The 20,434-nt window shown below is 70.0% G+C and carries 20 protein-coding genes, 1 tRNA gene and 1 pseudogene; 11 read left to right on the forward strand and 11 right to left on the reverse strand.

Annotation, left to right across the window (positions count from 1 at the left end):
• Positions 1-92 precede the first annotated feature (92 nt).
• The 4 genes from AC1DXT_RS09540 to AC1DXT_RS09555 form a co-directional block, all read right to left on the reverse strand.
• Positions 93-1,040 (reverse strand): DUF808 domain-containing protein, encoded by a 948-nt coding sequence (locus AC1DXT_RS09540; RefSeq protein WP_477061115.1) that lies wholly within the window; start codon positions 1,038-1,040, stop codon positions 93-95.
• Between the two features lie 67 nt (positions 1,041-1,107).
• A complete protein-coding gene (locus AC1DXT_RS09545) occupies positions 1,108-1,671 on the reverse strand; it encodes a YqgE/AlgH family protein (RefSeq protein WP_477061116.1) in 564 nt (187 codons plus the stop codon).
• A 7-nt stretch (positions 1,672-1,678) separates the two neighbouring features.
• Positions 1,679-2,254: a GNAT family N-acetyltransferase gene (locus AC1DXT_RS09550; protein WP_477061117.1), complete on the reverse strand. Its 576-nt coding sequence runs from the start codon at positions 2,252-2,254 to the stop codon at positions 1,679-1,681.
• Positions 2,251-2,814 (reverse strand): TetR family transcriptional regulator, encoded by a 564-nt coding sequence (locus tag AC1DXT_RS09555; protein ID WP_477061118.1) that lies wholly within the window; start codon positions 2,812-2,814, stop codon positions 2,251-2,253. The genes AC1DXT_RS09550 and AC1DXT_RS09555 overlap by 4 nt, the downstream gene beginning before the upstream one ends.
• Before the next feature lie 85 nt (positions 2,815-2,899).
• Here AC1DXT_RS09555 and AC1DXT_RS09560 point away from each other — a divergent pair, with 85 nt between their 5' ends.
• Complete coding sequence (locus AC1DXT_RS09560; protein WP_477061119.1) at positions 2,900-3,799, forward strand: SDR family oxidoreductase; 900 nt, start codon at positions 2,900-2,902, stop codon at positions 3,797-3,799.
• Here the strand turns inward: AC1DXT_RS09560 and AC1DXT_RS09565 are convergent.
• Positions 3,781-4,029 (reverse strand): DUF7455 domain-containing protein, encoded by a 249-nt coding sequence (locus AC1DXT_RS09565; protein ID WP_477061120.1) that lies wholly within the window; start codon positions 4,027-4,029, stop codon positions 3,781-3,783. The genes AC1DXT_RS09560 and AC1DXT_RS09565 overlap by 19 nt on opposite strands.
• 512 nt (positions 4,030-4,541) lie before the next feature.
• Here AC1DXT_RS09565 and AC1DXT_RS09570 point away from each other — a divergent pair.
• On the forward strand, positions 4,542-7,379 hold the full coding sequence (locus tag AC1DXT_RS09570) for a DNA methyltransferase (RefSeq protein WP_477061121.1): 2,838 nt from the start codon (positions 4,542-4,544) through the stop codon (positions 7,377-7,379).
• 596 nt (positions 7,380-7,975) lie between these two features.
• On the opposite strand, the gene AC1DXT_RS09575 is transcribed toward AC1DXT_RS09570, so the two are convergent.
• The 4 genes from AC1DXT_RS09575 to AC1DXT_RS09590 all read right to left on the reverse strand — a co-directional run bounded on the left by AC1DXT_RS09575 (position 7,976) and on the right by AC1DXT_RS09590 (position 9,893).
• On the reverse strand, positions 7,976-8,425 hold the full coding sequence (locus tag AC1DXT_RS09575) for a hypothetical protein (RefSeq protein WP_477061122.1): 450 nt from the start codon (positions 8,423-8,425) through the stop codon (positions 7,976-7,978).
• Between the two features lie 246 nt (positions 8,426-8,671).
• Entirely contained in the window at positions 8,672-9,271 is a 600-nt protein-coding gene (locus tag AC1DXT_RS09580) for a hypothetical protein (RefSeq protein ID WP_477061123.1), read from the reverse strand.
• Positions 9,272-9,390: 119 nt separating this feature from the next.
• The gene (locus AC1DXT_RS09585; protein WP_477061124.1) at positions 9,391-9,639 is read right to left on the reverse strand and encodes a hypothetical protein; all 249 of its coding nucleotides are present in this window, start codon (positions 9,637-9,639) and stop codon (positions 9,391-9,393) included.
• Complete coding sequence (locus AC1DXT_RS09590; RefSeq protein WP_477061125.1) at positions 9,636-9,893, reverse strand: helix-turn-helix domain-containing protein; 258 nt, start codon at positions 9,891-9,893, stop codon at positions 9,636-9,638. Before AC1DXT_RS09590 ends, AC1DXT_RS09585 begins: the two co-directional genes overlap by 4 nt.
• 147 nt (positions 9,894-10,040) lie before the next feature.
• Here AC1DXT_RS09590 and AC1DXT_RS09595 point away from each other — a divergent pair, with 147 nt between their 5' ends.
• Both AC1DXT_RS09595 and AC1DXT_RS09600 read left to right on the forward strand, forming a co-directional pair.
• Positions 10,041-10,898, forward strand: coding sequence for a hypothetical protein (locus tag AC1DXT_RS09595; protein ID WP_477061126.1), 858 nt, complete (start codon positions 10,041-10,043; stop codon positions 10,896-10,898).
• A 251-nt stretch (positions 10,899-11,149) separates the two neighbouring features.
• A pseudogene (locus tag AC1DXT_RS09600) lies at positions 11,150-12,022 on the forward strand (tyrosine-type recombinase/integrase); the annotation flags it as partial.
• A 199-nt stretch (positions 12,023-12,221) separates the two neighbouring features.
• Here the strand turns inward: AC1DXT_RS09600 and AC1DXT_RS09605 are convergent.
• A tRNA-Lys gene (locus AC1DXT_RS09605) sits at positions 12,222-12,294 on the reverse strand.
• A gap of 586 nt (positions 12,295-12,880) precedes the next feature.
• Between AC1DXT_RS09605 and AC1DXT_RS09610 the strand changes: the two genes are divergently transcribed.
• The 5 genes from AC1DXT_RS09610 to AC1DXT_RS09630 all read left to right on the forward strand — a co-directional run bounded on the left by AC1DXT_RS09610 (position 12,881) and on the right by AC1DXT_RS09630 (position 17,439).
• A complete protein-coding gene (locus tag AC1DXT_RS09610; protein WP_477061127.1) occupies positions 12,881-13,387 on the forward strand; it encodes an RNA polymerase sigma factor in 507 nt (168 codons plus the stop codon).
• A 185-nt stretch (positions 13,388-13,572) separates the two neighbouring features.
• Complete coding sequence (locus AC1DXT_RS09615; RefSeq protein ID WP_477061128.1) at positions 13,573-14,571, forward strand: hypothetical protein; 999 nt, start codon at positions 13,573-13,575, stop codon at positions 14,569-14,571.
• A 272-nt stretch (positions 14,572-14,843) separates the two neighbouring features.
• On the forward strand, positions 14,844-15,308 hold the full coding sequence (locus tag AC1DXT_RS09620) for a helix-turn-helix transcriptional regulator (RefSeq protein ID WP_477061129.1): 465 nt from the start codon (positions 14,844-14,846) through the stop codon (positions 15,306-15,308).
• 142 nt (positions 15,309-15,450) lie between these two features.
• Complete coding sequence (locus AC1DXT_RS09625; RefSeq protein ID WP_477061130.1) at positions 15,451-16,557, forward strand: DUF4190 domain-containing protein; 1,107 nt, start codon at positions 15,451-15,453, stop codon at positions 16,555-16,557.
• A 144-nt stretch (positions 16,558-16,701) separates the two neighbouring features.
• Positions 16,702-17,439 carry a hypothetical protein gene (locus AC1DXT_RS09630; protein WP_477061131.1) on the forward strand — a complete coding sequence of 246 codons (738 nt, stop codon included), beginning with the start codon at positions 16,702-16,704 and terminating at the stop codon, positions 17,437-17,439.
• A gap of 150 nt (positions 17,440-17,589) precedes the next feature.
• Here the strand turns inward: AC1DXT_RS09630 and AC1DXT_RS09635 are convergent, their stop codons facing one another.
• Positions 17,590-17,949, reverse strand: coding sequence for a RidA family protein (locus tag AC1DXT_RS09635; protein WP_477061132.1), 360 nt, complete (start codon positions 17,947-17,949; stop codon positions 17,590-17,592).
• Between the two features lie 289 nt (positions 17,950-18,238).
• Between AC1DXT_RS09635 and AC1DXT_RS09640 the strand changes: the two genes are divergently transcribed.
• Both AC1DXT_RS09640 and AC1DXT_RS09645 read left to right on the forward strand, forming a co-directional pair.
• Complete coding sequence (locus tag AC1DXT_RS09640; protein ID WP_477061133.1) at positions 18,239-18,640, forward strand: HNH endonuclease; 402 nt, start codon at positions 18,239-18,241, stop codon at positions 18,638-18,640.
• Complete coding sequence (locus AC1DXT_RS09645; protein ID WP_477061134.1) at positions 18,627-20,408, forward strand: bifunctional metallophosphatase/5'-nucleotidase; 1,782 nt, start codon at positions 18,627-18,629, stop codon at positions 20,406-20,408. The genes AC1DXT_RS09640 and AC1DXT_RS09645 overlap by 14 nt, the downstream gene beginning before the upstream one ends.
• Positions 20,409-20,434 lie beyond the last annotated feature (26 nt).

Consider the following 20,434-nt stretch of genomic DNA (forward strand, 5'->3'; position numbering starts at 1 on the left):
CCGATGTGAGCGCTAACATCCCGGTGGATGGCACGACCCTAGGGGGAAACGGACGTACCCGACAAGAGTTGTTTACAACGTTTACCGACCCGTCAGTGCGCGGGCTCGGCCTTCCGGCGCTTCGGGATCAGGTGCATGACGCCGAGCACCGCCGCGCCCACCACCAGCCCGACCAGCGCGGAGCCGAGCGTGTCGATCAGCCACGCGAGCAGCCCGCCGACGCCCGGGATGCCGTGCACGGCCTCCTCGAGGTGGTGCAGGAGGTCGATGGGGGCGTGCCAGCCCAGGTCGTCGACGCCCGCGAGGAGGATGTGCCCACCGACCCAGAGCATCGCGACGATCCCGACGGTGGACAGCACGGAGAGGACCTTCGGCATCGCCCGGACCAGACCGCGTCCGACCGCGGCGGCCGCGCCGTTGCGCCGCTCCGCGAGGTGCAGGCCGATGTCGTCCATCTTCACGATGAGCCCGACGACCCCGTAGACGAGCGCGGTGATCGCCAGCGCGACGACGGCCAGGATGATCGCGCGGGACAGGAACGGCTCGTCGGCCACCTCGTTGAGGGCGATCACCATGATCTCGGCCGACAGGATGAAGTCCGTGCGGATGGCGCCGCTCACCATCGACTTCTCGGTGGCCTCGCCCTGGGCGGCCGCCGGGGTCGACGTGTGCTCCTTGGCGTGCCCGCTGACCAGCTCCCAGATCTTCTCCGCGCCCTCGTAGGCGAGGTAGGTGCCGCCGACCATGAGGATCGGGGTGAGCAGCCACGGCAGGAACTGGCTGAGCAGCAGCGCGGCCGGGAGGATGAACAGCAGCTTGTTGCGCAGCGAGCCGACGGCGATCCGGCGCACGATCGGCAGCTCGCGATCGGGCGTGAACCCGTGCACGTAGCGGGGGGTCACGGCCGTGTCGTCGATGACGACGCCCGCGGCCTTGGCGCTCGCCCGGCCGGCCGCCGCGCCGACGTCGTCGACCGAGGCCGCGGCGAGCTTCGCCAGGGCGGCGATGTCGTCGAGAAGGGCCGCCAGACCGCCTGCCATCAGTTCTCCCTCGTCGTCGTGCGCTCGGGCGATCCTGGCACAGGCTCCCCGGATCGGCCGTCCGGTCTCAGTTGAGGCTGGCGTCCTCGGCGAACGTCGAGACGATGGCCAGGTCGCCGCCCTGGCGTCGCAGGACGCGCCGCCACAGCGTGGTCGGTTGCGGGGTGAGCAGGTCGTCGGGGACCGCGTCGACCACGAACCACGAGCGCTCTGCCAGCTCCGCCTCGAGCTGGCCGTCGCCCCAGCCGGCGTATCCCGCGAACACCCGGACCCCGCCCACGTGCGGGACCACCGACTCCGGGGCGGCGTCCAGGTCGACGAGGCCGAACCGACCCGTCATCCGGTCGACGTCGGGGGACAGGTCCGAGCCGTACGGGATCGTGACGACGCCCATGGCGGTGTCCAGTCCGACGGGTCCCCCGTGGAACAGCCTCGGCGGGTCGCTCACGTGGTCGTGCCACTCGGGCAGCACCGCGGCGACGTCCAGCGTCGACGGCCGGTTGAGCACGACGCCCACCGCGCCGGCCTCGCCGTGGTCGAGCAGCAGGATCACCGTCCGGTGGAAGGTCGGTTCGCGCAGGCTGGGGGTGGCGACGAGCAGCCGGCCGCGCAGCGCCGTGTCGTCTGGCATCTGGCCATCATCCCCGGTCACGGAGCTCCCGGCGCATGATCACGCGGGGTCGACCGCCGCTGTGCCCGGTCGTCTCGGCGGCCCGCGTGAACCCTGCGACCTCGAACAGCCGGCGCGTCCCCACGTACCCCGAGATGAGGTCGACGCGGTCGCCGCCGTCGATCTCCACCGGGTACCCCTCGACGACCTCCGCGCCGGACGTCCGGGCGTGCGCGACCGCGCCCTCGAGCAGCTCGTGCATCAGGCCGCGGCGCCGGAACGCCGGCCGGACCACGAAGCACACGATGCTCCACGCGTCGCGGTCGTCGACGAACGGGATGGTCCGCGAGTGCATCAGGCGGCGGTAGCTGCTCCGAGGGGCGACCGAGCACCAGCCGGCGGCCTCGCCGTCCACGTACGCGAGAACGCCGGGGCCGGGTTCCTGGGCGCACTCGTCGCGCATGTACTGCGCGCGTTCCTGGTTGGGCACCCGGCTGTCGCGGTACGCCATGCACCAGCAGCCCCCGCCGCCCGGCTTCTTCACGCCGACGACCTCGAAGAAGTCGTCGTACCGACCGAGCGCGGGGAGCACCTCGACGCTCATGGCGCCGTCACGGCCCGGAGGTCGGCGAGCGCCCCCTCGATGGTCGCGGCGAGCCCGTCGGGCGAGGCGTCGGTGACCCAGAGCTCGAACCCGGTCGTGAAGGCCGCCACACCGACCTGGGCGGCCAGCCCGGCGGCGGGGTCGGGGACGCCGCGGGCGCGCAGGGCCTCGGCCGCCGCAGTGGCCATGGTCGCGAGCTTCAGCAGCTCGCGTTCCTGGAGCGCCGGGGTCGCCGCGATCACGGCAGCCCGGCGCCGGGCGAAGTCCCGCCGTTCCTCCAGGAGCGCTCCTGCGCCGGCGAACACCCGGCCGACGACCTCGATCGGCGGCAGCCCGGCCGGTGCGGAGGCGATGGCATCGACCAGGTGCTGCTGGAGCGCGGCGGAGCCGTCGAACAGGACCTCGCGCTTGTCGGCGAAGTGCCGGAAGAAGGTGCGCTCGGTGACGCCGGCGCGCTCGGCGATGTCCTCGGCCGTCGTCTGCTCGAAGCCGCGCTCCGCGTACAGCTCCAAGGCGACGCGTGCCAAGCGACCGCGTGCGTCCGGCTCCCATCGACCCATGCGGACAAGTCTAGTGATGACAGCGACTGACATCCGGCGTACTGTCGTGATGACAGTTGCTGACATCAGTTCGAGGGAGTTCCCCATGCACGTGTTCGTCACCGGTGCATCCGGCTGGATCGGCTCCGCGGTCACCGCCGAGCTCCTCGCGGCGGGGCACCAGGTCACCGGTCTCGCCCGCTCGTCGGAGTCCGAGGCCGCGATCTCGGCCGCCGGTGCGTCCGCGCACCGCGGGAGCCTTGACGACCTGGACAGCCTGCGCGCGGGCGCCGAGGCGGCCGACGCGGTCGTCCACCTCGGCTTCAAGCACGACTTCTCCGACATGCCCGGCGCGTGGCGCACGGAGAGGGCGGCGGTGGAGACGTTCCTCGCCACCCTCGAGGGGTCGGACCGACCGTTCCTGCTGGCGTCCGGCGTCGCGGGCCTCACACCGGGGCGGGCGGTGACCGAGCGCGACGCCAACCCGAGCCACGGACCGGACAGCATGCGCGGCGGCGCGGAGAACCTCGCGCTCGGGCACGCCGACCGCGGGGTCCGCTCGGTCAGCGTGCGCTTCGCGCCCACCGTGCACGGTCAGGGCGACCACGGCTTCGTCGCCACCCTTGCCGGCGTCGCTCACGCGGCAGGCGCGTCGGGCTACGTCGGGGACGGCTCCGCACGCTGGCCCGCGGTGCACCGGCTCGACGCGGCCCGCCTCGTGCGGCTCGCGCTGGAGGGGGCGCCCACCGGGTCCGTCGTGCACGCGGTGGCGGAGGAGGGAGTGCCGACGCGGGACATCGCCGAGGCGCTCGGACGCACCCTCGGCGTGCCCGCCGTGTCCATCGACCCGTCCGACGTGGACGGTCACTTCGGCTGGATCGGCCGGTTCTTCGCGCTCGACATCCCGGCCTCGAGCCAGCTCACGCGAGAGCTGCTGGGCTGGGAGCCGACGAACCCGGAGCTGCTCGCGGACCTCGACGCGGGGTACTACGCGGTCGGCGTGTAGCTGTCGGACAGCTGCTCGTCGATGCGGTGACGCTCGTCGTGGATCGCCGCGCCGGCCGCGACCAGCTTGAGCTCGTGCGCCCGGAAGTGGTGGCCGCAGAAGAGCAGGTCCATGCCGTCGGCCGTCGGGAGGGTCGCCTTGACGTAGGCCTGGGCGCCGCAACGGTCGCACCGGTCCTGCCGGGTGAGCTCGGCGGGGGTGACTGTGTGGTCGATCGTGGTGGTGCTCATGTCCAGGTACCTCGTCTCGGTGCAGGGGGCGGAGCGCGGGCTCCGCGGGTGCTGCTCATCCGAACGGTCGCCCCCCGGCCACCATTCCGGATCGGCTGTTCGCCCAGCGATGAACCGCCGCACTGGTAAGGGGTCGGGACTGTGGGCGGGGATACCGGCGCGCGAGACGGGCCTGCGGCGTCGTGTGTCGCAGTCCCGTCCTCGACTCACCCGGCGACAGCCGACACCTGGCGGTCCTGCAGGGTGGGCCCCGTGGGGATCGAACCCACAACCCGCGGATTAAAAGAACGCGGTGACGAGGGCGGGCAGGGCCGGACGTGACCGAGGTCTGCCGGATCCTCCGCCATGAGCGCCAGTGCGGTGTCGGATCGTGCCAGCCTTCACCGGACCTCGATAACGACACCGTGACCAGTGTCGTGACCACCACTTCAAGCCCGTGGCGATCGACTCTTGGTGCCTAGACAGCGCGCGTTCAGGGTCCGCGGGAAAGGCGCTGACCCTACGCTGCGGACATGCCCAACGCGATCAACCCGTCGACTCCAGACCTCAAAGCGGACCTCTCGGCATTCGTGGCCTGGAGGAACGAGAAGCTGCGGGGGGATGAGAAGGGCGAGGCCCAGTCGTTCCTAGACCGACTCTTCCGGGCGCTCGGACACGAGGGGGTCCAGGACGCCGGTGCGGAGTTCGAGTCACGGCTTCGCAAGCGCGAGGACAGAGGCACCGGGTTCGCCGACCTGATGTGGAAGCCCCGCGTGCTCATCGAGATGAAGAAGGCCGGCACGCCGCTGCGCAAGCACTACAGGCAGGCGTTCGACTACTGGGTGCGCGCAGTCCCCGACCGACCGCGATACGTCGTGCTCTGCAACTTCGACGAGTTCTGGGTGTACGACTTCGAGAACCAGCTCGACGAACCGGTCGACGTCGTCCGGATCGAGGACCTCCCGCAGCGGTGGGAGGTCCTTGGATTCATGTTGCCGACCGAGGTCCCGCCGACTTTCGGCAACGACCTCGTCCAGGTAACTCGAGCTGCTGCGGCAGAGGTTGCTCTCGTCTTCACGTCGATGAAGGAGCGCGGCGTATCGACGGTGGTAGCGCAGCGGTTCGTGCTCCAGTGCGTCATGGCGATGTTCTCCGAGGACATCGGGCTTCTGCCACGGCACTCGTTCACAGAGGCCATCACGGACGCCCACACGGGGGCTGAAGCCTTCGACCTCATCGGCGGGCTCTTCCACGAGATGAACGCCCCGGGCAAGACCCCCGGTGGTCGATTCAAGGACACGCCCTACTTCAACGGCGGCCTCTTTGCTCACGTGCATCCACAGGAGCTAACCAACAGCGAACTCGCCCTTCTTCGAGACGCTGCCCAGACAGACTGGGCGGGCGTACGCCCTGAGATCTTCGGCACGCTCTTCGAGGGATCGATGGACTCCGGTGAGCGGCACGCGCGGGGTGCGCACTTCACCTCCCAGGCCGACATCGCGAAGATCGTCGGCCCCTGCATCGTGGACCCGTGGCGGGAGCGCGTCGACGCCTCGACGAAGGTAGGAGAGCTCAACGCCCTCTTGACCGACCTGATGACCTACCGCGTTCTCGACCCCGCCTGCGGATCGGGGAACTTCCTCTACGTCGCCTATCGCGAGCTCCGGCGCATCGAGCACGAAATCACCGAGAAGCTCCGTGCGAAGCGGGGCTCGCAGCAAGCGTCGTTGAGCTATGTCCAGCCCGAGAACTTCCTGGGCATCGACAACAACCCGTTCGCCGTCGAGGTGGCCAAGGTGACGATGCAGCTCGGCAAGAAGCTCGCCGCCGACGAACTCGGTGACGAGGGCACGATCCTGCCCCTAGACAACCTCGACGGAGTCATCAGCTGCTCCGACGCACTCTTCTCACCGTGGCCGAGGGCCGACGTCATCATCGGCAACCCGCCGTACATCGGACGGCGCGGAATGATCGGGGAACTTGGCGCTGACTACGTTGCCCGCCTCGATGAGAAGTACGGTCCCCAGGGGGTGGCGGACTTCGTGACGTACTGGTTCCCCAAGGCTCACGACCACCTCCCGGATGGAGGGCGTGCGGGTTTCGTTGGCACCAAGTCGATCAAGCAGGGTGACGGACGAAAGGCATCACTCGACTACATCGTCGACCACGATGGCGTGATCTTCGACGCCGTGTCGCACATGCCGTGGTCGGGGGAAGCGCAGGTCACCGTATCGATCGTCAACTGGCAGAAGGGCGGCGTTCCGCCGGCGGCGAGGGTGCTGTGGCTCGAAGACGGTCAGCGCCGTGTCGAGGTCGCCGAGATCTCCGGCTCTCTCTCCGCGCTCACCGACCTGCGAACCACCGAGACCCTGGGAGCGAACAAGGACTCGTTCTACCAGGGGCAGACCTTCGGGGTGGTGGAGGCGTTCAAGGTGAGCGGGACCGAGGCGCGCGCTCTCATTCGAGCGGAGCCCGCTGACGCCGAGGTCATCCATGCGGTCCTGGGTGGCCAGGAGATGCTTCACAGCACCGACGTCAACGATTGGGTCATCGACATCCCGGGGCGCGACTCGGACGACGTCTGGGCCCGGTACCCCAAGTTGCTCGCGTATCTCGAGCCCACTGCGATGGCCGACCGGCAGGCCAAGGCCCAAGCGCAGGTGGCGGTGAACCAGGAGATCCTGGCGCGAAACCGTGACGCGCGAACCAACGTCCACCATGTCCGGTTCGCCGAGAACTGGTGGATGCTCGGCTACCGGCGCGCTGAGATGCTTGAGGCGCTGGAGAAGCTGCCGCGGTACATAGTGCTCACCCGAACCTCGAGCGAACTCCGCGGGCCAGTCTTCTCGTTCGTCGATCCTCGCTTTCACATCTCGGATTCGGCGGTCGCGTTCCCGTTCAGCGACGACTACTCGCTGGGAGTCCTTCAGAGCAAGCTGCACACGGACTGGTTCCGGGAGAAGTGCACCACGCTCGAGACACGCCTCACCTACACGTCGAAGAACGTCGGTGGCCACTTTCCGTGGCCGCAGGACCCGACGGTGGAGATCGTCGATCGAGTCGCGCAGGCGGCCGCGAAGATCGTCGAGCACCGCGCGAAGTCCTTCTCGATGGGGGTCACGCTGGCGCAGCAGTACGACGTACTGCGCCGCCCGGGCAAATCAACGTTGCGCGACCTCCACGCTGAACTCGACTCGGCTGTGATGGACGCCTACGGATTCGACCCCCACGCCGACGTGCTGGCCCAGCTCCTCGCGCTGAACCATGTCCTCGCCGAGCGCGAGAGGGCGGGCGACGCGGTGACGCGGCCCGGGCCTGCGCAAGGCTCAGGGATGGTGTCTACGTGGGCGTTCCCGGTGCCGACTCTCTGAGGCGGACAGTGAGGGCACGCTACGCACGCGCTGATACGCAAATCGGGTGCGGATCAAGACGATCCAGCGGATTGCATATCCGACGCCGGCACTATCGGTGCAGGTCAGAGCCGGGGTGGTCACGCGATGGTCACGGAACTGGCCACGCCCGTTACCGCGATTCCGGGGCCCCAGTCGGATCCGGCAGTCGATCTGCCGATCCGCCGTGGGCGACGACAGGGGAATGCGCTACGAGCGCGAGAGCTGCCGAGTAACTCCAACTGAAGCGAGCGCGACGCCTACCAACCCGAGTCCGGCGCACGCCCACACAACGGCCACCGGCGTGATGTCGGCGAACTGGATGCTGATCATGCCGCCGCCTGCCAGCCCGATTAGGGCCCAGCCGGCGTCCGCGAGGACTCCTGGCCAGGCTTCCCGCCGCCGCTGCCCTAGGACGCGGAGCGAGTCGGCCGCCGCCTCGACATGCCCCTTGCCGACGCTGTCCGCGCCTGTGGAACGGGCCACTCGTTCTGCCTCGACGTAGAGGATGTTCGCCGCCCGCCGAACCAAGTCGCTTGCGTGCTGGTCTGCCGAGGGGGACCACCCCATCGGGCTGCTCACGAGACGTCGTCGTCAGTGCCGTAGGCGGTTTCGCCAGGCCAGTAGAGGACGTCGACGATCCCGCCCAGCTCCATCTCCAACTCGGCCTGGCCGCGGGCATGCGCCCAGGCGCGATCTGCATGCACCCGGGCTCGCCAGTCGGGCTTCGATTCGAGCCGCTCGTGGCCGCTGTGAGTCGTTCGAGGGAGCGGTGCCGACCGCCGCACGACGCGCTCCCCAAATAGGAACGTCATCGCCCCTGAGGCGAGGAGCCCCGCGCCGATCGAAAGGGCTATGGATGACCCGGTCTTCAAGGCGGCCGCGGACACGAAGAGCAAAGGAATGGCGGCGAGGACGGTGAGGTAGCCGAGTCGGAGGTGCCAATCACGTCTGTTGGCGGCCTCCCGCGACAGTGAGTTGTGGGCGGCACCGAGGAGCGCCACTGGATATAGCCCATCGATCGCCATCTAGCGCACGCTAGTCGGTTGTTCAGGGCCGCGGCAGAGTGGGTCCCGAAGAGACCCGCTACCTGGCCGTCTCGGTCGCCAGCGCGCGGCGACATGTACCAAAGCGTCGCCTGACGTCGGGCGCGCTTGCCCGCGCCAGAGGGCGGCACGCACACCTCGTGGCGTCGACGGGCCAGTTCGGTGCAGCGGGCCGCGCGTCGCCACGCGTGCGCGCGCGTAGGAGCACGCAGGAAACGCAGGAATCTCTCAATCGAGCCCGGCAATGTGCCAACCGCCGCTGAGCCCATAGGCCGCGCGAGCCTCCGCCTCAGCGCGCCGCACGCCAACCTGGGCGCCGCCTCGGTCGAGGTAGTAGCCCTGGGTGTGGTGCTCGAGACGATCGCCGTTCAGATGGAGGTACTCCTCGGCCTGCGGCCAGAGCGACGATGCACCATCAGGTCGTCGGAGGCAGGCTTTCATCCCGTAGGTCGCCCCCGTCAACCGCTCGCCGTCCCGCGGGAGATCAACCCGCCTGACGTCGACGATGGGTCCGAGGTGCGCCCGCTCGGCCGCGAGGGCGATCGAGGGCCGTGTCACGCGCTTGGTGCGCGCCCACATGTGCACGTGGTTGCCCGTGCCGGCGGGATTCACCTCGACGTGGTACGCCGCCTCCACGGGGCCAGCAAGCGCCTTGAGCGCGCGCACGAACAGCTGAACACCAGCCTTGATCTCGTTCCATGCGGGCCCGACCTGGGTGAGCGTGATGAGGTGGGATGGGCGCGCAAGGGAGATGGCCGCAGCGCGGTCGTAGACCGCGGGCGTGATGCAAGCGTGACAGCGGAGCCGCCCGCAACGCCCGTAGGTCACCTGGCCCGAGGCGAAGCGGCGGAGTACGAGGTGACCCTTCGTCGGGCAACGAGGCCACGAGGTGCCACTGGGTTGTTGGGATTGGTGGTACTTAACGAGGACGGGGCTGGGCTGGGTGTTCACGCAGCGGCCGAGTTCGTGACCGGGTCCAGGCCGAGCGTGATGAGAAGCAGCGCAGTGGCGACGCGGTACTGACCGCCGATTCGGAGTACGGCGCAGGGGAACTCGCCGTTGCGAGCGAGTTCGTAGCCGACGGTCCTCCCGAGGTTCAGCGCCCGGCAAGCCGTGCTGAGATCGACGGCCGCCGGTAGCGAGAGGACCTCCTCGACCGTCAGGGCCCTCCGCGGTGCCGTGTCGATCCCGCTCATGCGCTCGGCTCCTCCATCTCCATCAGGAGGTCGAGGAAGTCGAGGTATGCGAGAAGGTGCTCTCCCCGGGGCAAGTACCTGCCGGACTCCCACGCCGAGATGGCGGTCGGCGAGGCGCCCGTCGCAGCTCCGGCAGTACGAAGAGAGATCCCGTGGGTCTCGCGGAGACGGCGGCGCTCACCGAGATCAGGGAGGCGCTTCTGTGCCGCGAGGCGGTGGACGAGGTTGTCGAACTGTTCGCGCTTGGTGGTCATATCAATCAGTTGAGCGCATCCGGTTCAGAACGGCACCGGGTTCAGTGGGGAGCGTCGAATACCGACCCGGTGAGATGCCGGGGCGAATTTACGACCGTATGAGGACACCAGGTTGACAACCAATGGACACGCGGGCATGGTGGCGCCATGACGAAGCACGCACCCGAGGTTGTATGGGCTGTGGATCGGGTCCACGAAGGGGCGGTCATGCTCACTGCTCATCGCAACTCGGCAGGGGAAGGGGCCGCCGCGGCGACCTTGTTCCTGCGCCTCGACGGCGACGTGCACGACCCGAAGGACAACCACAGATGGCGGTACACGCTGACGTGGCCAGAGCCGGATGAGGAACGGCTATGGCGAGCGGATGGCCGGCTGCTCGCGCACGGTGCGTCGTGGAGGATCGCATCGCTCGAGCTGGAGGCCGCCGTGCCGGCAGGCTCCGACCTTGCTCCCGCCGTCACGTCCCGCGTGTTGCGGCGCGTACCGCTCGGGTTGATCCACGAGGCGCTCGAGACGCTCACGGTTGCGCAGATCGTCGCGGCCGATTCGCTGCTCGAGGTCGCGACAGGACTTAGCGAGTTCCCGGAGGGGTACGTGCCGTATTTTCGTCCCGACGATCCAGCGGAGGACCCACACCGGGGCACGGAGTTGAGATATGCCACGAGAATCCTCGTGTCGCTCCCGGCCATCTCCCGACTGACTCGACGACCGCCGCTCAACGCCACGGCTGAACTCGTGCGCGATTGGCCAGCGCCGTCCCCGAGCAAGGCGGGGCGACCTCCCCGGACAGACCGGGAACTCCTCGAGTTCGCCTGGGTGTTCCTGCAGGCTGAAGGCGTCTACCGGACCGTCTGCATCGAGCGGGACATCCCCCTCGACACCGCCCGAGGCTGGGTGAAGGCGTGCCGTGCGGCCGGATGGCTCGCTCCGGGTGAGCCCGGACGTCGCGGTTCGGCCCGGCCGGGACCGAGGCTGGTCGAGATGATTCAGGCGGTCCTGCCATGACCCCCGGCGTGTTCAAGAGGTGCGCGTGCGTCGTCCCGGCGGACAAGTCAGGAAGGTCCACGCCATGCAGGAAGGCCCACGGCACCTGGTACTACATCGTTGATCTCGGGCCCGGGCCGGGCTCCGATGGCCGCTGGAGAAGCCGCCGGCAGCAGAAGAAGGGCGGGTTCCCGACTGAGAAGGAGGCCGCGCTTGCGCGAGCGCGGGCAACCGCGGCTATCGCCGACGGCACGATGGCCTACGACGAGTCGATGACTGTGGCGGAGTACCTCGATCGGTGGCTCGAGCAGAAGGCTGCAGGAGGGATCAAGCCCACCACGCTTCGTTCCTACCGCCAGCACGTCGACCACTACCTCATCCCGCTCATGGGGCGACGCCGACTACGCGATCTACGGCCCGCCGAAGTTGAAGCCGCGCTCTGTGGCCTCCTGGATCGCAGCGGCCCTCACGGACGTGCGCTATCGCCGGCGACCGTCCAGCGTGTTCGGGCGACCCTGCGCTCAGCGTTGGCTTCGGCCAAGCGCAAGCGGCTCGTCACGCTAAATGCTGCCGAGGACCTTGAGATGCCCGCCGTCCGTCGCCCGCGGGTGTCGCCTTGGGGCCCAGAGGAGCTGGCCACTTTCCTCGATAGGGCGGCCCTTGACGACCTCGGTGCGCTGTTCGAGGTGATCGCGTTCACGGGGCTCAGGCGCGGCGAGGCGCTCGGCTTGATGTGGGCCGACGTCGATCTCGAGCGCGGCAGTTTCGCCGTGAGGCGGCAGGTCATCGGGCTGCCCTCGGAAGTGCCGTGCTCGTACTGCGGCCTCGTGCACAAGGGTCGGCAGTTCGGTTCGCCCAAGACCGAAGGTCGAGACGGTGGAGTCGTCGAGCTGGCGCGGAGCACGGTCGCAACCCTCGAGGCGCATCGCCTCGTCCAGGACCTGGAGCGCGCCGAGTGGGGATCGGCGTACGTGGACCATGACCTGGTGTTCGCACGGGCCAACGGTGAGCCACACGCCCCCGACGCGGTTACGAAGGCGTTTACCGACCTCGTCCACCGAGCTGGCCTGCGCCGAGTGCGACTGCATGACCTACGGCACGGCGCGGCATCGCTGATGCTGGCCGACGGCGTTGATATCGCCGTGGTGTCGAAGATCCTCGGGCACTCGAGCATCGCGATCACGGCCGACACCTACGCGCACCTGCTGCCTGGTGTGGGGCGCGATGCGGCCGAACGCCTCGTTGGGCGCCTGCCGAAGCGCGTGCGTGACCAGAGTGTGACCACCCCCCGTCTCGGCCGGCCGCCGAAGGGAGTGCCCCGCGGCAAAACCGCAGGTCAGACAGTGGGCCCCGTGGGGATCGAACCCACAACCCGCGGATTAAAAGTCCGCTGCTCTGCCAATTGAGCTAGAGGCCCGGGGGATCAGCGCTTTGGTCCGTGGAACCCTCGGGACAACTCCCGTGTAGTTCGCCTGCTCCCGCTCGCCGATCGTAGTCGGCGCGAGGGTGGACGACGGGTCGCGGGTCGCTTGCGCCCGGTCGCACGGTCACGTCGGGGTCTCTGTTCGGTTGTCGTTGTCTCGGCCGGCCTGCTTCGACGATGACTGAACGTGCTGAGCGATGCCACGGGCGCAATCAACATCGCTGCCGACAACGCCGCAGGCGGGTATCGCCGAGGAAGTAGCAGGTGTGCGCGCGAAGGCCCGGCCGCCGGGCCGTACGCTGCGCGGCGTGCTGGCCTACCTCCGCGGCGATCTGGATCGGGCTGCCTGCCCGCCGTTGAACGCCGTCGCTCAGACGTCGTTGAGCCGTCCGGGTGACGATGCGGGGACCACTTCCCGCCGATCTCAGCGCCGGCTGTAAGTCCCGGGCTCGGCCGGACATCTCAGAGCATGGGAACTCAACAGGACGACCCGGCGCGACGGCATGGTGGACGTGACACCGCCGCTGAGCACTTCCAAGGCTTGTGGTCCGCTCACGCCGCTCGGGTGCACGCCTACGCGATGCGGCACGTCGATCCGGACACCGCCCAGGAGGTCGTCTCCGAGACGTTTCTCGTGGCCTGGCGCCGTCTCGCGGAGGTCCCCGGTGAGGCGCTGCCGTGGCTCATCGTCGTGGCCCGCAACACGATCGCCAACGCCAACCGATCGCACTACCGGCAGCGGATCCTCCACGATGAGCTCGCCCGCCTCGCTTCCGTGTCGCCGGCTCCGACGCCGGGCGCCGAGCTGCTCGCGATCGAGCGCATGACCATGCTCCGCGGGCTGGCCGCCCTCTCGTCCGTCGATCGCGAGGCGCTTCTGCTGGTCACGTGGGACGGCCTGACGCCCGCGCAGGCCGCGGCCGTGCACGGCGTCACCGTGGCGACCTTCCAGGTCCGACTGCATCGGGCGCGGCGCCGCCTGTCCGGTCTTGTCGACCCGCCTGGCGAGGAGCCGTCGCCCGGTGACTCCCGCACCGGCACCGACACGACCGACCGCATCGACGACCTTGCCCGGAGGACGCTGTGAACACGCCCACGCTCGATGACCGCCTCACCCACATCGGCCCGACCGGCTCCCCGGACCCCGACGGCCTGGCCGGCGCCTACGCCCAGCTCACTGCTCGCCTCGAGCTCTCCGACCAGGTCGGCGCCCCGCGCTCCGCCGTGGTCGAACCGCTTCGCCGGCTACGGGCTCGGCGGATCAGCCTGACCGTGCTGGTCGGCGCTGCCGCGGCGTTCGCGATCGTCGCGATCCCGGTGCTCAGCACCGGTGGGGGTACCCCGGTCTCGACCGCCAGTGCCGCAGAGCTGTTCATCCGCGCCGGTCAGGCCGCCGGCGAGCAGCCGGACGTGTCTCGTGATGCCGCCTACTGGCACTCCGTGCAGACCTCCGACGTCTGGAACGACGCCAGCAATGGAGTCGAGAGCGCCCGCATCGAAACGTGGACCGGACACCGGGACTGGAGCGTGGTCGTCGACTCCATCCGGAGCCCCGAGCCGACGCTGCAGAACCGCGCACTGTTCGGCCCCGGGATCAGCTGGGACGAGCTGTTCGCCCTGCCCACCGAACCTGCCGCTCTGGAAGAGGCCCTGCGCCGGTACTCCGATGCCACGAGCCCAGACTCGCTGTCGGCCCAGACGGTCTGGGGCGCGGTCGAGGACCTGCTCGTCAACAGCCCAGCGCCGCCCGCCCTGCGGCAGGCGCTCTGGCAGGTCGCCGCGCAGCTTCCTGACACGAGCCTCGGTGGTGACGTCACCGACAGCACCGGGCGCCCCGGAGTCCAGGTGACCCGCCCCTACGAGGAACTGGTCGTCGATCCCGAGACCGGGCGCCTGCTCGAGCGACTCCGGTGGGACAGCACCGACAACCCGCCCTACCGCGACACCTTCCTCGAGCAGGGACCGGCCGACACTGCGCCGAACGCGCCCGACCCGAATCTCCCGCCTGGCTGCACGCTCGACACGCTGTGCGACGGAGGCCATGCGGTCGATCCCTCGGCGCAAGCATCGCCAGCTCAGCGCTTCGAACTTGCTCGGTTCGCTCTGACGCTGCGACCGAGCATGGTTCCGAAAGCTGCCAACGCCACGATGACGACGACCGCGAAGATCCAGGAGCTCACGCTGGCGTCGTCGGCGCTCAACCACCAGATGGCGATGAACACGGCGCTGGCGACGAGCCACAGCGCTACCGCGCCCCGGGTCCAGATCTGACGCATCGGTCATCCCTTCGAGCTCGATGAGCACCGGCAACCAGAGGCCCGACAGATGGGCGGAACAGCGGACGGAACCTCGGTACAACCATCATGTAGCTCGCCGGTTGCCGGGGCACCGTAGCCGCCCTCGCTGGTGTCAGACCCTAGGCGAACAGCCGCCGCGCGATCAGTGGTGCCCGCGCGACCGTCAGGGGGTGAGATGCGCCAGCGAGGGGGTGAACCACGGCTCCGCAGGGGCGATCGGGCCACGCGGGCCGCATAGTTGAACATGTGACCAACTTCCGGATCGACATCACCGACGGAGACGTTCGCGCCGCCAAGCGGGCCTGGCAGGCCGCGCGCGACGCGGACCCGTCGGCGGCGCGCACCGCGCTGCTCCACGAGAGCTACCGCCGGGTGGTGAGCGGTCAGGCACAGCAGATCGCCGACGACTTCCGCCGTTCGCGTGCCGAGCGCACCGTGCGCGAGCAGGTGACTTCGGGATGCCGCTCCGGGCACCCGACGGCGGGATCGTCGCAGCACACACCGGACGAGCTCGGGGCCGACGAGCTGAGCCCTGCCGAGCGGATGGTCCTGGCCGCACTGGGCAGCGGCGGCACGCTGGACGACATCGCCAGGCAGCTGTCGCTGACCCGCAACGTCGTCGTCGCTCTGCTGCGCCACGCCTACCGCAAGATCGGCGTCTCGACGCGCGCCGACGCCGTCACCTGGGTGCTCAAGCACCACCTCCGCTGAGCCCGCCTGCCTCGACATCCGACGGGGCTGGGGCTTCGCGACGTCGCCGTAGGTCTGCCCCGGATCGCCGAGGTGCGGCGCGCGGGTGAACCTCGTCGGGACCCGGACGCACCGACCCGCCGCCTCCGTTACCGTGCGGCGGATGAGTGAGCAGACGGGACCGGGGGCCAGCGGGACGCCGTTCGCCCCGCCGGGCGGCCCTCGCCGGGCGCTCGACGGCGGGCGCGCGGCGGACGAGCCCCACCCTTCCGCGGAGGCGACGTCTCCGTACGCCCTGCCGACCGCGGGGGCGACGTCGCCCGTCACCCCGCCCCCTGCAGCCCCGCCGACGCCGTTCCTCCCCGTCTCGCCCTACGGGCAGGCCGCCCCGTACACCCCGCCGGGCACCTACCCGCAGGCTGACGCGTACGGTCAGGCCGTCCCGTTCCTGCAGCCTCCCGCCTACGGCTCGCCCCCTTCGTACGGTGCGCCGCAGTTCCCCGCTCCTCCGCCGTCGTACGGGCCCACCGCCGCCTACGGCGGGCCCCCGTCGTACGGCACTCCCGGTGCCTGGGGCCCGCCCCTCGGGTACGGCGCCTTGGTGCAGCCCCCGACGGAGGGTCTGGCGATCGCCTCCCTCGTGACCAGCATCGCGGGTCTGCTGGTCCTCGGGGGGCTTCCGGGGCCTGTCGGTGTCGGCCTGGGGATCGGTGCGTTGCGCAGGATCCGGCGGCGCGGCACGAAGGGCCGCGGGATGGCGATCGCCGGCGTGGTCGTGGGTGCGGTGAGCACGCTCGTGTGCATCGGTTGGATCTGGCTCGCGGTGTGGGCGGCGTCGTCCAGCCCCGGTGTGGTCAGCGACTTCGCTTTCGGGGACGAGCTTCCCGACTACACGCTGCGCTCGGACCTCGTCGTCGGCGACTGCCTGCGCGAGTACCCGGACTCGTGGGACCTCGGCACGGCCGACCCCGTGGACTGCGGTGAGGCGCACGCTCTCGAGATCGTGGCGGTCCTCCCGCTGTCGGGTCCGGTCGACGCGTCCGCGGACCCGGCGGATGCCGGGTTCGACCGCGCGTTCGCGCAGTGCACGGCGCACATCGAGCGCGCCGCGCCCGGCCTGCTCGACGAGTGGACCATCTGGACGGATGTGAGCTTCCCGCACCCGGACGACTGGTCGGCGGGCGCGACGACGGCGTACTGCGCGGTGGCGACCGACTCCTCGGGGCTGCGGGGGTCGGTGCTCGACGGCTCGGTCACGGGACCGGAGTAGTCGACGCGTGCCGGACGGACCAGGTTGCGTTCTGCGAGCGTTCCCCGCCCTCGCCCGGGCCGCTCGTCCCATTCTCGGTCTCCCGGCTGGCCGATGGGTCAGTCCTGACGATGGCGCACGTCGTGCCGCCACACGCCGCCCCGCATGACGAGTGCCCCCGAGGCCGACGCGGGCCTGTCCGTGCTCACGCTGGGATTCGAGGTCGTCGACGATCGGCCAGACTGGCCGGTCGTCACGATGCAGGTCGACGGCCACGACCCGTTCGCGGCGGTCGCGAGCGGGTGGAGAGGCTTCGATCCGGCTCAGATGCTCGGCTCGAGCTCCCCACTGGTGCCTCTGGACGGCGATCGCCGGGTCGCGGTCTACCGGTGCACCTGCGGCGAGGCCGGGTGCGGCGTCATCGCGCCCTTCATCGTGCTCTCACCCGACGGGAAGCGGATCTCCTGGGTCGACTTCCGCGACTACGTGGGTGTCTTCGTCGGCCCGGCCGAACCGGAGTCTGCGGACCACGAGGGCACGAAGTGGAACCTGCCTGACCTGCACTTCGACCGCGATCAGTACCTCGCCGAGGTCGCACGAGCCAGTGCCGACCGGTCGTGGGAGACGAGTCGACGGCGCACCGCGCGACTCGTCTCCGAACACCTCCTGCGCAGGGAGCTCGTCGTCCCACCAGACCTGGTCCTCCGAGGGGTGTCGCCTGCGTTCGGCCAGGACGGGGTGAGCCTCAACTTCCTCCGAGTGGGCCACGATCGTGGCCTCCACGTCGAGCAACAGCTTCTCCGGCTCCGCAGTGACGACCCCGATCCGGACCGGGCTGCCGACGACATCGTCGGGCAGCTGCTCGCTGTCGCCCCAGCGGACTGGGCGTCCACGTTCGGCTGACGCCATGCCTCAGCACGGGCCAGGCGCGGGACCTGGGCGACGACGCAGGCACGATGAGCAGCGGCACCGACACGGGACGATCGCGAGGAGCCCGAGGGTGCCTCCACGGCACCGTCGACCGCCCTCGCAGACCGGACGTCGCCGCGTCGGTCAGCCGAGGAAGGCGATCGCCTCGACCTGGACCAGGCATACGGGGTCGAAGAAGTCCGTGGTGGCGGTCATCCGAGCGGGTGGCTGGTCGCCGAAGAACTCCGCGAACACGTCCCAGGCGTCGCGCAGCTCGGGGGTGATCTCGCGGATCCACATCGTCACCTGGACCACGTGCGCCGGACTGGCCCCGGCCGACTCCAGGGTCCGGGTCAGCGCGCGCAGCGCCTCGCGCGTCTGGTGGACGTAGCTCGGCACATCGAAGCCGCCGGCGTGGTGCGCCAGGTAGAGCGTGTCGCCGGCGCGCACAGCGGCGGAGCAAGTGGGGTCTGCCACGTGCGAGGGGAGTCTGGTGATCGTCACGTGCCTGAGATCCTCTCGAGCTGGGCCGGCGTGAGTCGCGGTCGTCGCTGGTGACGGTAGCGGCGCGGGCCCCTGGGGGTGCGGTCCAAGGTCCCGGCCGTCGACGGATGCACGTCAAAGCCGGACGGCACCGGCACGGGCGACGTCGTTCACGAGCAGCAGCGAGCGACGCCTGACGGCACCGCTCAGCTGCAGGTGCGCACACCCCACTGAGCTATGACTCGGCTCGGTGGGCGACCCGCGCTCGTGGTGCGCCGGGAACGCCGGTGGCGTGACTACCGTGAGGCGCATGCCGGCACCCCGCAGTCGCCAGGCGCGCTACGCCAAGCGCCGACAGCGCCGGATGGCCGCCGTCGAGCACGACCTCCGCCCGGAGCAGTGGACTGCGCTCGTCGCCGAGTGGGGCGGCTGCGCCTACTGCGGGGCGAGCGACCGGCCGCTGCAGCGCGACTGCGTCCTGCCCATCTCCCGCGGCGGCCGCTACACGCTCGACAACATCGCCCCGGCGTGCGGCTCGTGCAACGCGAGCAAGTGCAACGACGAGGTGACGGGCTGGTTGCGGCGCAAGCGGCTCGACGAGCGGGCGTTCCTCGAGCGGCACGTCCGGATCCAGGCGGAGCTGGCGCGGAGGTTCGCCGACCATGGACCGGCGGGTCCGGCCGCAGTACTGTCCGAAAATGACCCGAACTAGCACAAGTCGGCCGCGCATCGTCGCCACCGCGGCGGCGGCCGCCCTCACGCTCGCACTCGCAGCGGCTCCCGCTCAGGCGCACCAGCCGAAGCCACCAGTCATCCAGGACCGCTCGAAGGTCGAGGTGCAGATCCTCGCCCTCAACGACTTCCACGGGAACCTGCTCCCCCCGACAGGCAGCAGCGGCCGCGTCGGCCCCACCACGCTGGCCGGCGGCGCCGCGTACCTCGCGACGCACATCAAGAACCTCGAGGCGACCAACCGGAACTCGATCGTGGTGTCCGCCGGTGACCTGGTGGGCGCGAGCCCGATCCTGTCGGCGCTGTTCCACGACGAGCCGACCATCGAGGCCATGAACTCGATCGGGCTCGACCTGAACGCCGTGGGCAACCACGAGTTCGACGAGGGCGCCGCAGAGCTGCTCCGGCTGGACAGGGGCGGGTGCCACCCCACCGACGGCTGCCAGGACGGCACGCCGTTCGCGGGCGCCGACTTCGACTTCCTCGCCGCCAACGTGGTGAACACCGCGACCGGCAAGACCCTGTTCGCGCCGTACTCCATCGAGAAGTTCAACGGTGCCGAGATCGCGTTCATCGGGATGACCCTCGAGGGCACGCCGAACATCGTCAGCGCCGCCGGGATCCAGGGGCTCGAGTTCCGCGACGAGGCGGAGACGGTGAACGCCCTCATCCCGAAGCTGCGCAAGAAGGGCGTCGAGGCGGTCGTCGTCCTCGTGCACGAGGGCGGCTCGCCCACGGCACTGGACATCAACGGCTGCGCCGGCGTCTCCGGTCCCATCGTCGACATCGTCACCAACCTCGATCCCGAGGTGGACCTGGTGGTCAGCGGCCACACGCACCAGCCGTACAACTGCGTGATCGACGGGATCCCCACGACGAGCGCCTACAGCTTCGGCCGGCTCGTCACTGACATCGACATGACGGTCGACCGTCGCACCCGGGACGTCGCCGGGCTCACCATCAACAACCGGATCGTCACGCGGGACGTCCCGGAGGACCAGGCGATCGTCGATCTGATCGCGCGCTACAACGTGGTCGCCGCGCCGATCGCCAACCGGCCGATCGGGCACATCACGGCCGACCTGCCGAACACGCCGAACGCGAACCTGGAACAGGTCATGGGCGACGTGATCGCCGACGCCCAGCTGGCTGCGACCGCCGGACCGCCCCCGCAGGGCAGCGCCGTCGTCGCGTTCATGAACCCCGGCGGCGTGCGCGGCCCACTCACGTACCTAGGCAGTCCGGCCGGTGAGGGGAACGGGGTGGTCACGTTCGGTGAGGCGTTCACCGTCCAGCCGTTCGGGAACATCCTGCAGACCCTGACCCTCACGGGTGCGCAGATCGACCTGCTCCTCGAGCAGCAGTTCTGCGGCCTGAACTCGCCGGCGGCCACGCCGACCCCGGGGTTCTTCAAGGTGCTGCTGCCGTCCGCCGGGTTCTCGTACACGTGGGACGGTGCGGTGGCGAACTCCGCGGCCAACGCCACCTGCGCGACCGACCCGGCCCTCGGTGCGGTCAACCCGGCGAGCATCATGCTCGGCGGAGTCCCGATCGACCTGGCCGCGAGCTACCGCGTGACGGTGAACAACTTCCTCGCCGACGGCGGGGACGGGTTCGGCGTCCTGCGCAGCGGCACCGCCCGCGTCGGCGGCCTGGAGGACCTGCAGGCGTTCGAGGCCTACCTCGCCGCTGCAGAGCCGACCGGCATCAGCCCGCCGCCCCTGACCCGGATCACGCGGGTCAACTGAGCACCTGCCCGGACGCCGTGCTCACG

This window comes from Cellulomonas sp. P1_G12_2 (assembly GCF_056405535.1).

Coding starts and splice junctions, on each gene's coding strand:
- AC1DXT_RS09540 (WP_477061115.1), bottom strand. CDS start 1,040: ATGGCAGGCGGTCTGGCGGCCCTTCTCGACGACATCGCCGCCCTGGCG.
- AC1DXT_RS09545 (WP_477061116.1), bottom strand. CDS start 1,671: ATGCCAGACGACACGGCGCTGCGCGGCCGGCTGCTCGTCGCCACCCCC.
- AC1DXT_RS09550 (WP_477061117.1), bottom strand. CDS start 2,254: ATGAGCGTCGAGGTGCTCCCCGCGCTCGGTCGGTACGACGACTTCTTC.
- AC1DXT_RS09555 (WP_477061118.1), bottom strand. CDS start 2,814: ATGGGTCGATGGGAGCCGGACGCACGCGGTCGCTTGGCACGCGTCGCC.
- AC1DXT_RS09560 (WP_477061119.1), top strand. CDS start 2,900: ATGCACGTGTTCGTCACCGGTGCATCCGGCTGGATCGGCTCCGCGGTC.
- AC1DXT_RS09565 (WP_477061120.1), bottom strand. CDS start 4,029: ATGAGCACCACCACGATCGACCACACAGTCACCCCCGCCGAGCTCACC.
- AC1DXT_RS09570 (WP_477061121.1), top strand. CDS start 4,542: ATGCCCAACGCGATCAACCCGTCGACTCCAGACCTCAAAGCGGACCTC.
- AC1DXT_RS09575 (WP_477061122.1), bottom strand. CDS start 8,425: ATGGCGATCGATGGGCTATATCCAGTGGCGCTCCTCGGTGCCGCCCAC.
- AC1DXT_RS09585 (WP_477061124.1), bottom strand. CDS start 9,639: ATGAGCGGGATCGACACGGCACCGCGGAGGGCCCTGACGGTCGAGGAG.
- AC1DXT_RS09590 (WP_477061125.1), bottom strand. CDS start 9,893: ATGACCACCAAGCGCGAACAGTTCGACAACCTCGTCCACCGCCTCGCG.
- AC1DXT_RS09595 (WP_477061126.1), top strand. CDS start 10,041: ATGACGAAGCACGCACCCGAGGTTGTATGGGCTGTGGATCGGGTCCAC.
- AC1DXT_RS09610 (WP_477061127.1), top strand. CDS start 12,881: ATGCGGCACGTCGATCCGGACACCGCCCAGGAGGTCGTCTCCGAGACG.
- AC1DXT_RS09625 (WP_477061130.1), top strand. CDS start 15,451: ATGAGTGAGCAGACGGGACCGGGGGCCAGCGGGACGCCGTTCGCCCCG.
- AC1DXT_RS09630 (WP_477061131.1), top strand. CDS start 16,702: ATGACGAGTGCCCCCGAGGCCGACGCGGGCCTGTCCGTGCTCACGCTG.
- AC1DXT_RS09640 (WP_477061133.1), top strand. CDS start 18,239: ATGCCGGCACCCCGCAGTCGCCAGGCGCGCTACGCCAAGCGCCGACAG.
- AC1DXT_RS09645 (WP_477061134.1), top strand. CDS start 18,627: ATGACCCGAACTAGCACAAGTCGGCCGCGCATCGTCGCCACCGCGGCG.